The sequence below is a fragment of the Aeromonas media genome (genome assembly GCF_000819985.1).
Classification (GTDB): domain Bacteria; phylum Pseudomonadota; class Gammaproteobacteria; order Enterobacterales; family Aeromonadaceae; genus Aeromonas; species Aeromonas media.
Window position 1 is genome coordinate 7,649 of sequence record NZ_CDBZ01000119.1, and the last position, 12,877, is coordinate 20,525.

General features: G+C 65.1%; 14 protein-coding genes. 9 read left to right on the forward strand and 5 right to left on the reverse strand.

What is annotated here, in order from left to right; translation table 11 throughout:
• Positions 1–1,353, forward strand: a 1,353-nt coding sequence (locus BN1127_RS10295; protein ID WP_231557471.1) for an alpha-amylase family glycosyl hydrolase, incomplete at its 5' end; no start/stop codon positions are given.
• Positions 1,354–1,399: 46 nt separating this feature from the next.
• On the opposite strand, the gene BN1127_RS10300 is transcribed toward BN1127_RS10295, so the two are convergent.
• The gene (locus tag BN1127_RS10300) at positions 1,400–2,848 is read right to left on the reverse strand and encodes a RimK family protein (RefSeq protein WP_042649374.1); all 1,449 of its coding nucleotides are present in this window, start codon (positions 2,846–2,848) and stop codon (positions 1,400–1,402) included.
• Between the two features lie 186 nt (positions 2,849–3,034).
• On the opposite strand from BN1127_RS10300, the gene BN1127_RS10305 reads away from it, so the two are divergent.
• From BN1127_RS10305 to BN1127_RS10320, 4 genes are all read left to right on the forward strand, one after another.
• Complete coding sequence (locus BN1127_RS10305; protein ID WP_041206513.1) at positions 3,035–3,493, forward strand: GNAT family N-acetyltransferase; 459 nt, start codon at positions 3,035–3,037, stop codon at positions 3,491–3,493.
• 165 nt (positions 3,494–3,658) lie between these two features.
• A complete protein-coding gene (locus tag BN1127_RS10310; RefSeq protein ID WP_042649375.1) occupies positions 3,659–3,904 on the forward strand; it encodes a DUF3624 family protein in 246 nt (81 codons plus the stop codon).
• A 42-nt stretch (positions 3,905–3,946) separates the two neighbouring features.
• On the forward strand, positions 3,947–4,693 hold the full coding sequence (locus BN1127_RS10315; protein ID WP_042649376.1) for an SDR family oxidoreductase: 747 nt from the start codon (positions 3,947–3,949) through the stop codon (positions 4,691–4,693).
• Positions 4,694–4,912: 219 nt separating this feature from the next.
• Positions 4,913–5,350 (forward strand): hypothetical protein, encoded by a 438-nt coding sequence (locus tag BN1127_RS10320; protein WP_042649377.1) that lies wholly within the window; start codon positions 4,913–4,915, stop codon positions 5,348–5,350.
• A 114-nt stretch (positions 5,351–5,464) separates the two neighbouring features.
• Here BN1127_RS10320 and BN1127_RS10325 read toward each other — a convergent pair whose 3' ends face one another.
• Complete coding sequence (locus BN1127_RS10325; RefSeq protein ID WP_041206510.1) at positions 5,465–6,046, reverse strand: hypothetical protein; 582 nt, start codon at positions 6,044–6,046, stop codon at positions 5,465–5,467.
• Positions 6,047–6,263: 217 nt separating this feature from the next.
• Between BN1127_RS10325 and BN1127_RS10330 the strand changes: the two genes are divergently transcribed.
• On the forward strand, positions 6,264–7,439 hold the full coding sequence (locus tag BN1127_RS10330; protein WP_082030048.1) for an iron-containing alcohol dehydrogenase: 1,176 nt from the start codon (positions 6,264–6,266) through the stop codon (positions 7,437–7,439).
• A 74-nt stretch (positions 7,440–7,513) separates the two neighbouring features.
• Here the strand turns inward: BN1127_RS10330 and BN1127_RS10335 are convergent, their stop codons facing one another.
• The 3 genes from BN1127_RS10335 to BN1127_RS21435 form a co-directional block, all read right to left on the reverse strand.
• Entirely contained in the window at positions 7,514–8,140 is a 627-nt protein-coding gene (locus tag BN1127_RS10335; RefSeq protein ID WP_042649379.1) for a glutathione S-transferase family protein, read from the reverse strand.
• A gap of 101 nt (positions 8,141–8,241) precedes the next feature.
• Entirely contained in the window at positions 8,242–9,510 is a 1,269-nt protein-coding gene (locus BN1127_RS10340) for an O-acetylhomoserine aminocarboxypropyltransferase/cysteine synthase family protein (RefSeq protein WP_042649380.1), read from the reverse strand.
• 158 nt (positions 9,511–9,668) lie between these two features.
• Positions 9,669–9,845 (reverse strand): hypothetical protein, encoded by a 177-nt coding sequence (locus BN1127_RS21435; RefSeq protein WP_082030049.1) that lies wholly within the window; start codon positions 9,843–9,845, stop codon positions 9,669–9,671.
• Positions 9,846–9,945: 100 nt separating this feature from the next.
• On the opposite strand from BN1127_RS21435, the gene sgrR reads away from it, so the two are divergent.
• Genes sgrR through BN1127_RS10355 form a run of 3 tightly spaced genes read left to right on the forward strand, consistent with a single transcriptional unit; the run spans position 9,946 to position 12,862 of the window.
• A complete protein-coding gene (sgrR, locus tag BN1127_RS10345; RefSeq protein ID WP_042649381.1) occupies positions 9,946–11,685 on the forward strand; it encodes an HTH-type transcriptional regulator SgrR in 1,740 nt (579 codons plus the stop codon).
• 50 nt (positions 11,686–11,735) lie between these two features.
• On the forward strand, positions 11,736–12,131 hold the full coding sequence (locus tag BN1127_RS10350; RefSeq protein ID WP_005329373.1) for an acyl-CoA thioesterase: 396 nt from the start codon (positions 11,736–11,738) through the stop codon (positions 12,129–12,131).
• A gap of 29 nt (positions 12,132–12,160) precedes the next feature.
• Positions 12,161–12,862, forward strand: a complete 702-nt coding sequence (locus tag BN1127_RS10355) for a hypothetical protein (RefSeq protein ID WP_042649382.1) — start codon at positions 12,161–12,163, stop codon at positions 12,860–12,862.
• The last annotated feature ends 15 nt before the right edge of the window (positions 12,863–12,877 follow it).

The window sequence follows — 12,877 nt, forward strand, 5'->3', positions numbered from 1 at the left end:
GATCTGCAGGGGATCATCGACAGCCTGGACCACATCAAGAGCCTCAACGTCAACGCCATCTGGCTGACCCCTGTGTTCGACTCCTGTGCCGGTCAGGCCGGGGACGATCGGCTGGATGCCACCGGCTACTTCGCCTGCGACTTCTTCAACGTGGACCCGAACTTCGGCAGCAATGCCCAGTTGAAAAAACTGGTCGAGGCAGCCCATCAGCGTGGGCTGCATGTCTTCCTGGACGGTGTGTTCGGCCACGTCAACCGGGTCGGGGTGAGCAAGCCTTCGCCGGAGGGGCGTCTGCCCGCCCTCAAGAGTGGCGGCGCCGGTTATCCGGGCCAGCTGGTGGATTATGGCAAGCCCGAGAGCCTCGCCTACTTCAAGGAGGTGGCCCGCTACTGGGTCGAGCAGTACGGCATCGACGGCTGGCGCCTCGATCAGGCCTATCAGCTAGGGCTGGACGAGTGGCGCGCCATTCGCAGCGAGGTGGAGCAGGCCAGTGCGGCGCGCAAGGCCGCCGGCCAGCAGTGGGGCACTCTCGGCTACATGGTGGGGGAGGTGTGGAAGGGGGCTGACGACATCCGTAACGAGGCCTACGGCAGCAGCGACAACCCGGCGCTCTCCTCTGCGTTCGACTTCCCGCTGCGCTACGGCTTGGTGCAGGCGCTGGCGGTGGAGGAGTCCGGCAAGGGTGGCCAGGGGGCCAGCGTGCTCGATGCCAGCTGGAACAAGATGGAGAACTACCCGGATCACGCCATGCCTAACCTGATGCTGGGCAACCACGATCTGGTGCGTTTCGGGGATCTGCTGGAGCGCGGCAACTTCAATCCGGCGGACTACTGGCAGCGTCACAAGGCGGCCTTCAGCTTCCTGGCGGCACGCTCCGGCCCTATCACCCTCTATTACGGCGAGGAGTTTGGCGACGAGGTGCCGGGCTTTGCGGCCCAGGTGGGTGGCGACTGTGCGGCCCAGGGGCTGTGTGACGATCACGTGGCCCGCAGCGACGGCAAGGTGCCCGGTGTCACCGGCTTTGCCCCGAGCAGCGAGCAGGCCGAGCTCAAGCAGTGGCTTGGCCAGCTGTTGGCCCTGCGTGCCGCCCACCCCGCCCTCTATCAGGGGGAAAGGATCAAGCTGGTGGCCGAGGGCAGCGTCTACGGCGACATCAAGCAGACGGCGGCGGAGCAGATAGTCTACCTGCTCAACGTCTCCACCACGCCCCAGAGCTATGCCGTGCCGGTTGGCAAGCTGCGCAGCGGCAGCGCCCTGGTGGATCTGCAGAGCGGCGAGCGCCTGGCCATGGGGGGCAGCAGCCTGACGGTGGACTTGCCCCCCCTCAGTGGTCGCTTCCTGCAGTTGCAATGACGCCTGTCCCATCACAAAGAGGGCCCCAGCACGGGGCCCTCTTTGTTTATGGTCGATCAGGGGCGCTCTGCCCCCGGTTCTCCAGCCGTTGCCGGAAGGCCCTGGCCAGGCGTTCATAGAGATCCCTGGCCTCTCTGTCTTCGATGTCGCCACGGATCCAGGGGTTGTCGATGATTTCCAGCAGCACGCAGCCCTGGCCCTGCTGGCGCAGATCCACCCCGAACAGGCCGTTGCCGAGCTGGTGCACGGCACGGCGGGCGGTCTGCAGCACCCGTTCCGGCACTTCGGTGAGCGGCAGCGCCTCGATCCGGCTCATGTCGAGGGGGTGCTTGCGGCGGCGGATACGGTTGCCGGGCTCCGGCCGGTAGCGGCGGCAGGCGAACAGCGGCGAGCCGTCGAGAAAGCCGATGCGCCAATCGAACTCGGCGGGGATCCGGCTCTGCACCAGCAGCAGGGCGGAGCGGCCCAGCCCCTCGTCCAGCAGGCGGGCGAGCTGGGTCTCGTCGCTGGCCATGGCGAGATCACGGCCCTGGGCACCGTCGGGCACCTTCACCATCAGCGGCAGGCCGAGGCGCTGCACCAGCTCGTCCACCTGGTGGCGGCCACGGCGGGTCACCACCATGGTGGGCGGCATGGGCACGCCGCTGCGCACCATCAGCTCGTAGAGGTAGAGCTTGTTGCTGCAGGCGAGGATGGCGCGGGAACTGTCGATCACCGGCATCTTGAGCTGCTCGGCGCGGCGGGCAAATTCGAAGGTGTAGTGGCCCACTGCGGTCTCGGCCCGCAGCCAGAGGGTGTCGAACTCCGGCAGCCGCTCGATGGCGGAGGGCGCCAGAATTTCGGCCTGGATCCCCTGGGCGGCGGCGGCCTGGATGAAGCGCTCGATCGCCAGGGCATCGCTGCTGGCCCGGCCATCGTTCTGATCCATCAGGATGGCGAGCTGATAGAGCGGCGCCGTCTGCTCCTCGTCCCCGGTACCGACCAGGGCCTGGGCGTGCTGCAGCATCAGCTCCCGCTCTCGCGGGCTCAGCGCCAGGGGGGAGAGGCTCTGCTGCTGGCGCACCGACCAGCCGTGACGGCCTCGTTTCAGCGTCAGCTCTTGCAGCGGCAGCTGGTTCAGGCCGTAGTAGTAGCGGGACAGCCCCGCCAGCTCGCTTTGTTCGCACTGGCCGAAGATGGCGCGCACCCGGATCCTGTCCTCGCTCTGGCGGGCCAGCCAGCCCTGCAGCTTGCGCCACAGCTTGGCCGGTGGCTGCTGGGGTTGCTGCCGGCTGATGGCCTGCAGTCCCGGCAGGCAGTGGTGGCTGCGGGCCTGGGCCAGCAGGGAACAGTAATAGCCCGCACTCAGGTGCTCTAGGCTGCGGCAGAGATTGATGATGCGGGGACGGCCGCCAGTGGTCGGCACGCCGTGTTGCAGATAGGTGCGGGCGGTCAGCAGATAATCGGCACGGCAGGGCCAGTCGCCCGGCTCGTCGACGATGACATAGGTACTCATATTTTCGGCTCCACAGAAAGGACTGCCTGAAAAGGCAGGATCCCCAGTGGGCTTCGATGCACCGACAAGCACGACAATGGCGCGAGGGGAAACAAGAGGTTACAGTGCCTAATATTCTGCCTTGGTAACTTGTGATACAAGTCGCATTTCTGGTGCTGAGGATAAATAACCGAACAAGGACTCCCCGTGTTGACCGTGCGCGCGGCCCGAACCGATGATCTGGGCGCCATCGTGAAGCTGGAACGCTACTGTTTTCCCCCCGAGGTCGCCTTCGGCCGCAGCCGCTGGCACTACCTGCTCAGCCACGCCAGGGGGCGCACCCTGCTGCTGCTGGATGAGAAGGCGCAACTGATGGGCTACCTCAGCGTGCTGGAGCACAGGGGCTGGAACAGGCTCATCATCCAGACCCTCGCCATTCGCTGGACGGTGCGCCGCCAGGGTTGGGCCCGGCGCCTGCTGGAGCAGGTGATCCGGGAGGGCCGGGAAGCGGGCTGGGGGGCTATCCGGCTCGAGGTCGCCGATGCCAACCCCGAAGCCCAGACCCTCTACCATGGGCTGGGGTTTCGCCCCAGGCTCAGGCTGCCGGATTACTACGGCCCGGGCCAGCATGCGCACCGGCTGGTGCTGGCGCTGAAGCAGGCTTGAGAGAGGAGAGAGGATGAGCCGCGACAACTGCCTCGCCACCGCCTTCGGGGTCAGCATGAGCCGCGCTGCCTCGACATCGAGGGGCCGCCATGAGCTGTGACGACGGTCTGGCCACCACCTTCGGGGTCAGCATGAGCCGCGCTGCCTCGACATCGAGGAGCCGCCATGGACTGTGACGACTGCTTGGCAACAGCCCTCAGGGCCAGGCTGGGGCGCTGCCCGCTCTGCGCCATCCAGACGCTCGTCATCGGCTTGGTGGGCTGGCTGGTCTGGTGGTGGTGTGGCGCCGACACCTCGGTCAACGCCCTCACCGGCCTGCTGTTTGCCCTGGGGGGCAGCGGCCTGTTGCTGCTGCATCTGGCGGTGTTTATCTGGCGAAAAGCGACGGGCCGCGAGTTGGATGATGAATGAATTCTTTTTGTTTCAACAAGATAAATCACAATGGAGGTTCAGATGATCGCAATGGTAACGGGCGCCTCGTCCGGGTTTGGTGAGGCCATCAGCCGTCTGCTGGTGAGCGCGGGTTACAGGGTGATAGGCACCGGTCGCCGCGCTGAGCGGCTGGCCGCCCTGGCCGGCGAGCTGGGTGAACAGTTCCTGCCGCTGGCGTTCGACGTGCAGGACAAGGCGGCCACCCGCGCCGCCATCGCCGGGCTGCCGGCCGAGTGGCGCGAGGTGGATCTGCTGGTGAACAACGCCGGACTGGCGCTCGGGCTTGAGCCCGCCCACAAGGCGGATCTCGAAGACTGGGAGCAGATGATCGCCACCAACATCAGCGGCCTGACTCTGCTCACCCGCCTGCTGCTGCCGGGCATGGTGGCGCGCAATCGCGGTCACGTGGTCAACATCGGTTCCATCGCCGGCACCTATCCCTATCCGGGCGGCAACGTCTATGGCGCCACCAAGGCGTTCGTGAAGCAGTTCAGCCTGAACCTGCGTGCCGATCTGGCGGGCAGCGCGGTGCGCGTCACCAATGTGGAGCCTGGCCTGTGCGGCGGTACCGAGTTCTCCAACGTGCGCTTCCACGGTGACGACGCCAAGGCGGCCACCGTCTATCAGGGGGTGCAGGCCATCCAGCCGGAGGACATCGCCAATACCGTGCTCTGGGTCAGTCAGCAGCCCGCTCACGTCAACATCAACAGCATAGAGATCATGCCGGTGGCCCAGACCTTCGGCCCGCTGCAGATCAGTCGTCGCTGAACCCCGTCTCGCCGGGATGAGAAGAGGTACCCCTGGGTGCCTCTTCTCGCTGCTGTCCTGTCGTTCTTCCCCGCCTGCCCTCGTCTGGCGTCATCCACCCTCTATCCCAGATCGCTGCCAGCGAGTGGTCAAGTTGGCCTGCAACTTGCTGAGTCATGGCTATTGGCGGGGAGTGTCTCCCCCGGACGCCGGCTCGGCCGGCAGCAGCGTGGAGCCTTCATGGATATCAAACCTTATGGTCAGCAACTCGCCCAGAGTGCGTCCCACAGCCGTGCCCTGGCCACCCTCAGTGGCGATGACAGCCAGCAGGGGAGCTGGGATCAGCAGGTCAGCCTCTCCAGCCAGGTGCTGACCGGCAAGGCGCAGCAGGTACTGACTTACGAGCATCTGGCCAGAAGCGGCAAGAGCGCCTCCCTGGCCGGGAGCGCCAGCAATACGGTGGTGCAGCAGCTGGTGGACAAGGCACTCGGCTTCGATCGCAAAAAATTTGACGATCTCGAGAGCCAGATCAAGGGGGTGGCCGACGACAAGACGCTCTCGGCCGAAGAGCGGGAGACCCAGACCCGGGCCCTGACCGAGCAGCGTGATGCCATGCTCAAGGCGGCCATGGACAGGCTCACCGGCAAGTCGTCCAGCGGGCAGAGTACCCAGGCCTGATATCACCGACTCGAACGGCAATCTTTGGTGCCAGCCGGGCAAGATGTTGCCCCGGATGCCGGGGAGGGATGAAGCAGGGAGCGCCAGTGCCCTCCCTGCCGTAGAGGGCGTGCCTCAGGGCTTTGGCACTATCCCTATGGCGATGGCCGTGGTCTGGACCGCCTTGATCTGATCCCCCTTCGCGATCAGGGCGAACTGGGCCGGATCCTTCACCTTGAGGGTGAGGGTATTGTCCACGCCCTTGACCCTGATGGTCTGCTGCGCCTTGTCGACGTCGATGACGTCGGCATAGATGGTCACCTGCATGCCGGCACCGGCGCCCGGTTGCTCACCGGCGGCCGCCTTGCTCCCGTCTACTTCCACCACCCGTTTTCTCACCCCGGCGGTGCCCTTGAGCAGCTCGAGATCCAGCAGTTGCAGGTAGCGCAGCGCCACCACGTCCCCCACCTTGAGATTCTGGAGGTTGGTCACCTCTTCTCCGGCAACCAGATCGAAGGTCTTGCCTTCGGCATTCTTCAGGCTGACCTTGCGGGTCGCGAGATCGATGGCGGTAACGGTCGCCTCGGCTTTCACCTCTTCGGCCAGGCTGGCCTGGCCCGGGGTGACGGCCACATTGGTGGTGACCTCGGCGGCCTGTATCAGGGGATTGACACAGAGAGTGAGCACTCCTGCGATCCATGCGTGCTTCAGTTTCATGATTAGACCCTATGGCTGGAAAACAGAACCCCGTGAGAGGCGTCAGGATGACGACATGGCGCGGCGCCATGATGGAGCAGGGGAGTGACCCCTTCTCCAGTGACACCATAGCAAAGTCACACCTGAGTACCATCATGCCGAAGGAGGCGGATCACCATTTTGATGGCTTGCTCCCGTTTTTTGACCCGATGGGCCGGCTGGCGCACAATCCTCCTGCATGCATTCAATCGAGGGCTCTGCCGTGTACAACTTCCAATATGCCAATCCTACTCGCATCTGTTTCGGGGAGGGCCAGATCGCCACATTGCCGGAGCTTGTCCCTGCAGGCAGCCGCCTGCTGGTGCTCTACGGCGGCGGCAGCATCAAGCAGAACGGTGTCTATGAGCAGTTGACCCAGGCGCTGGCGGGAAGGGAGTGGCTGGAGTTTCCCGGTATAGGTGCCAACCCTCAGTACGATCAGTTGATGGAGGCGGTGGCTCTGGTCAAGCGCGAGCGCATCGACTTCCTGCTGGCGGTGGGCGGCGGATCCGTAGTGGATGGCACCAAGTTCGTGGCGGCGGCGGCCTGCTTCGAGGGGGAGGACCCCTGGGAGATCCTGCTGGACAAGGCACCGGTCAAGGCGGCCTTGCCGCTCGGCTGCGTGCTGACCCTGCCAGCCACTGGATCCGAGAGCAATCCGGCCGCCGTGGTGAGCCGGGGGGAGGCCAAGCTCTCCTTCTACAACCCGTTGGTGCTGCCCCGGTTTGCGGTGCTGGATCCCACCACCACCTACAGCCTGCCGCCGCGCCAGGTGGGCAACGGCGTGGTGGATGCCTTCGTCCACATCCTGGAGCAGTACCTCACCTTCCCGGTGGGGGGCGAGGTACAGGACAGGTTGGCGGAGGGCCTGCTGCAGGTGCTGGTGGACAACGGCCCACGGGCGCTGACGGAGCCCACCAACTACCAGGTGCGCGCCAACCTGATGTGGGCCGCCAGCCTGGCGCTTAACGGCCTCATCGGGCGCGGCGTGCCCCAGGACTGGTCCACCCATGCCATAGGTCATCAGCTCACCGCTCTGCACGGGCTGGATCATGCCCAGAGCCTGGCGGTGGTGCTGCCTTCATTGCTGCGGGAGCAATCGGCCCAGAAGCAGGAGAAGCTGGCCCAGTTCGCCGAACGGGTGTGGCACTCCGGCCGCGAGGACAGGGCGCTGCGCATCGAGGAGGCCATCATTCGCACCGAGCAGTTCTTCCAGCAGATGGGGGTGGGCACCCGCCTCGCCGACTACGGTCTGACAGAGAGCTGCATCCCGGCTATCTGCTCCAACCTCAAACGCTTCGGCCTGACCGCGCTCGGGGAGCAGCAGGATATCGATCCCGACAAGGTAGCCAGGATCCTGTCCCACGCGCTCTAGGCCCCGGCTCCCGAGCTGAAAAGAAAACGCCCCGATTGTCGGGGCGTTTTGTATTCCAGGGCACGGGCAGTCGATCAGGCGCTCTGATCCAGCTCGCGCTCCAGGGCTGCCGCCTTCTGGCGGGCCGGATGGGTATTGAGGCGTTCCCAGTAGGTCTTAAGGTGCGGGAACTGGGCCAGCTGGCCGCTTTGTGCCAGCAGATCCACCAGGAAGGAGTTCATGATGTCGGCGCCGGAGAGGCGATCCCCCACCAGATAGCGGCGGCTTGCCAGCACCTCGTTGAGATAGCCCAGCACCTTGGCGCACTCCGCCTTGGCGTAGTCCGGCAGGAAGCGCATCGGGCTGCCATCTTTTCGCACGAACATGTCCAGCAGCAGCGGCAGGATACCGGAGCTCTCGGCGAAGTGGAGCCACTGCAGGTATTCGGGATAGTCGGGGCTATCGGGGGCCGGCGCCAGCCGCTCGGCCGCATGGCGGGCGAGCAGGTATTCGGTGATGGCACCGGATTCGGCCAGCACGCGGCCTTCGAACTCGATGACCGGCGACTTGCCGAGGGGATGGATGGCCTTGAGCTCGGGGGGCGCGAGGAAGGTGGTGGCGTCGCGCTGGTAGGCCTTGATCTCGTAGGGCAGGCCCAGCTCCTCGAGCAGCCAGATGATGCGTTGGGAGCGGGACTTGTTCAGATGGTGCAGAACTATCATGGGAACCTCGATTCGGTGGCGGGATTGTGTGTACGAACGGGCGAGGCAAGTGGTTCACCGGCAGACAAAAAAGAGCGGGCAGATGCCCGCTCTGTGCTGACTCAGGCTTCCAGCGCTTGATCCAGATCCGCCAGTATGTCTTCGATGGCCTCGATCCCCACCGACAGCCGGATCATCTCCGGTTTGACCCCGGCCTTGGCCTGCTCGGCTTCGCTCAGCTGGCGGTGGGTGGTAGAGGCGGGGTGGCAGGCCAGGGACTTGGCATCGCCGATGTTGACCAGCCGCTTGAAGATCTTGAGCGCATCGTAGAAGCGTACCCCCGCCTCATACCCTTCCTTCAGACCGAAGGAGAGGATGGCCGAGGGACGGCCGCCCATGTACTTCTCCGCCAGCGGATAGTGGGGGTGACCCGGCAGACCGGCATAGCTGACCCAGGCCACCTTGGGGTGATGCTTGAGGTGGTGGGCCACCCGCAGGGCGTTGTCCACGTGGCGCTCCATGCGCAGGCTCAGGGTCTCCAGTCCCTGCAGCAGCAGGAAGGCGTTCATGGGCGCCAGCGCCGCGCCGGTGTTGCGCAGGGGCACGGTGCGTACCCGGCCGATAAAGGCGGCCGGGCCAAAGGCGTCCGTATAGACCACCCCGTGATAGGAGGGCTCCGGCCGGGTGAGCTGGGGGAAGCGTGCGGCGTGATCCGCCCAGGGGAACTTGCCCGAGTCGACGATGACGCCGCCCAGGGAGTTGCCATGGCCGCCCACGTACTTGGTGAGGCTGTGTACCACTATGTCGGCGCCGTGTTCTATGGGTTTGCACAGCACAGGGGTGGCGACCGTGTTGTCGACGATGAGCGGCACGCCACGGGCGTGGGCCACCTTGGCGAAGGCCGCCAGATCGACGATGTTGCCCGCCGGGTTGCCGATGCTCTCGCAATAGACCGCCTTGGTCCTGTCGTCGATGAGGGTGGCGATGGCCTCGGCGCTGTCATCCTTGGCAAAACGCACCTCGACCCCGAAACTCGGCAACATGTGGGCGAACAGGGTGTAGGTGCCGCCATAGAGCTGGGGGGTGGAGACGATGTTGTCGCCGGCGGCGGTCAACGCCTGAATGGCGTAGGTGATGGCGGCGGAACCCGCCGAGACCACCAGCCCGGCTATGCCTCCCTCCAGGGCGGCCATCCGTTGCTCCAGCACATCGTTGGTGGGGTTCATGATGCGGGTGTAGATGTTGCCTGGCACCGCCAGGTTGAACAGATCCGCCCCGTGCTGGGCGCTGTCGAACTCGTAGGCCACCGTCTGGTAGATGGGCACGGCCACCGCCTTGGTGGTGGGATCGTGGGAAAAGCCGTGGTGCAGGGCCAGGGTCGCATCTTTCATCACACACTCCTTGTTGGATGTTGCTGGGTAGCAGTTATAGATGGATAGACGTCCAATCTAGCAGGCCCTGCGCCGATGTAAACCACCCAATCCGGCAAAGCAATGCCAGTGGGGTTGTGATCCTGCTGCGCCCTTTCCCGTCCTGAGTCCTGGCCCATTCAGAGGCGGCGACGATATTCCCTGTCGTCTATCTGGTGCATGTCCCACTGCATCAGGCGGTTGAGCTGCTGCATGGGATCCTCGATCAGGGTCAGTGGGCGAGGCAGGATCCGGCGGAAGTAGCGGCGCAGGATCTGCTGGATCCGGTTCGGTGCATGGGGGGGGGTCTGGCTCATGATGGTGCTCCTGTGCTGTGGTGTTCACGTTCGCCAACAGTATTGAGCTAAAATGAGGAAGTAAAAACTGACAAACTTCATCAAAAGGATTTCCTCTTTTATGCCCAGCAGCCGCCTCTACCAGCAATTTCAACGGCTCGCCCAGCAGCTTGGCTGCGATGAGCGGGAGATCAGCCTCGCCGAGGTGGCGGTTCTGCTCTGTTGCACCCCGCGCAACGCCCGCCTGCTGCTGCGTCGTATGCAGGATCAGGGCTGGCTCAGCTGGTCGGCCGAGGCGGGCAGGGGACGACGTTCCCGGCTCATCCTGCTGGACAATCAGGAGAGCCTGACTCGCCGCCGGCTGCGGGATCTGCTGAGCCAGGGGCAGCTCACCCAGGCGGTGCGGCTTGCGGAAGGGCGGCTGGATTTGCTCACCCCGCTGCTCATCGAGCAGCTCGGCCAGGCCACCCGGGAGGGGCGCCAGATCCTGCGGGTGCCCTACTATCGTCCGCTGCCCCAGCTGTTGCCCACGGATCCCCTGCGCCGCTCCGAAATTCACCTGAGTCGGCAGATCTTCAACGGCCTGACCCGGCGAAATGAGGAAAATGGGGAAATCGAAGGGGATCTGGCTCACCACTGGGAGTGCCTCGGCCCCTGTCACTGGCGCTTCTATCTGAGGCCGGCGGTGCGTTTTCACCATGGCCGCGAGCTGGGGGTGGAAGATGTGATGGAGAGCCTGCATGCCTTGCGCGAGCGCCCGCTGTTCGCCCATCTGGCACGGCTGGAGAGCCCCTGGCCGCGCACCCTGGATATGTATCTCGACAGTCCGGATCCCCTGCTGCCCCATCTGCTGGCGGAGCCGGTGGCGGCGATCCTGCCACGCGAGCTCAAGGAAGAGGCGGGTTTTGCCCTGCAGCCGGTCGGCACCGGCCCCTACAAGGTGGTTGCCAACGATCCCCTGCAGCTGTGCCTCGAGGCCTTCGACGACTACTTCGGCCTGCGGGCTCTGCTCGACGAGATCGATATCTGGATGCTGCCGGAGCTGGCGGAGCGGCTGGAGAGCCACCTGCAGCTGGGGCGCGACAGCCCCGAGCTCGGCACCATGCGCGGCGAGTCGGAGCTGGAATCGGGCTGCTACTTCCTGCTGCAGGACGACAGATCCCCTCCGCTGCAGGATCCCGCTCTGCGCCAGTGGCTGACCCGGCTGCTGAACCCCATCGCCCTGATGGGACGGGTCGCCCCCGAGCTGCAACGGGGCTGGACCAGTGCCCTCGGCTTGCTGCCCCACTGGCGCGAGACACTGCCCGCCGAGGAGCCAAGGCCAGCACGGTTGCCGACCCGGCTGGTGCTGGCCTGTTTCAACCAGCACCTGGAGTTTGAGGAGTGCGCCGGCGCCATGGCCGGCCTGCTAGGGTCGCAGGGAATTGAGCTGGAGGTGCGCACCCTGGATTACGGCCGCTGGGTGAGCGGGACGGACGAGGACGTGGATCTCTGGCTCGGTACCTTGAACCTGGAGCACGAACATGCCTTCGCCCCCTATGCCTGGCTCCAGGGCACCCCCTTGCTGCGCAAGGTGTGGGGCGGCCAGCAGCGTTTGTGGCAGGGATTGACGCAGTGGCGCGCCAGCGGCGCCGAGCCCGGCCCGCGGGCCTTGCTGGCCGAGGTGCAGCGCCGGGGCTGGTTCGTGCCGTTGTTTCACCACTGGCTGGAGCTGGAGAGCCGGGTCGGCGTGCACGGGGTGCGCATGACGGCCCTCGGCTGGTTCGATTTTCGCAGCGCATGGCTCAGACCCGAACAGGGGATGGCGGCAGCGGAAACCGGAGACGGCTCCCACCCGGATGCCGGGACGCTTGAGTCATGAGGGTTGGCGCGCTAGCCTGTGCGCGGTCCCACGACAAGGAGTCGATATCCATGCTGGAAATGCAGATCCAACCCCGTTTTCAAGAGACGGACGCCCTCGGCCATATCAACAACACGGTACCGGCGGTCTGGTTTGAATCGGCCCGTGATCCCCTGTTTCGCCTCTTCTCTCCCGAGCTGGATGTGCACAACTGGCATCTGATCATCGCGGGTTATGCGGTGCAGTTCAAACGGGAACTGTTCTATGGCCAGCAGGTATTGATCAAGACGGGGGTACGGCGCATCGGCACCAGCTCCTTCACGCTCTGGCAGGAAGCCTGGCAGGGCGGCGAGCTGGCGGTGACCGCCGAGACGACCCTGATCCATTTTGACTACCAGACTCGTCAATCCCGTCCCCTGAGCGACGCTCACCGGGAGGGACTGAGGACCTGGCTGGTAGAGAGTTAACCCGGCCTTTGGCCCATCACAGGACACTTATGCGCAATACCCTGATCGCTCTGACCCTGGGACTCTGTTCCCTGCCTTCGCTCGCCACCACCCTGGCCGAGCAGTTCGCCCTGATGGAGAAGGGGGCACAGAGTGCCCTCGATACCCGCCAGTTCAGTCATGACGGGGTAGATATCAAGGCCTGGATCGACGGCGCCCCCGTCATCATCGCCGTGCCCATCCTGAACGAGCAGGGCAAGCAGGAGGGGGAGAGCCGTTACTACTTCAAGGGAGGCAAGCTGTTCGGGGTGAAGGAACCGGCCGCCCAGTTCGCCTTCGATGACCAGGGCAAGCTGACCCGCTGGCTCGATGACAAGGGCCAGCCGGCAGAGTTCGTCAGCAAGATGAGCATGCAGCAGCGCGAAGCCTGGCTCACCCGGCGGGCAGCTGAACTGAGCGCGCTGTTCGTGCCGAGCCAGGCGGAGCAGAAGGCCAGCGAAGGAGGCGCCAAACTGAAGGGGGCGGATCTGGCCCGGTGGCTCTGCAACGACAAGCTGATGGCGCTCGCCAAGGGCGACAAGGTGATCGCCGAGCAGGCGAAACTCAAGACGAGCGAACAGGGCATGAAGGGAGAGGTCTCTCTGCGCCAGGAGAAGGGGTGGCAGGATCTTTGCCTCACCTGCGAGGTGCGGGGTACCCAGGTGACTCGCCTCACCTGGCAGCCGCTGCCGGGCGCCAACAAGCCGCAATAAAAGAACCAGCAAGAG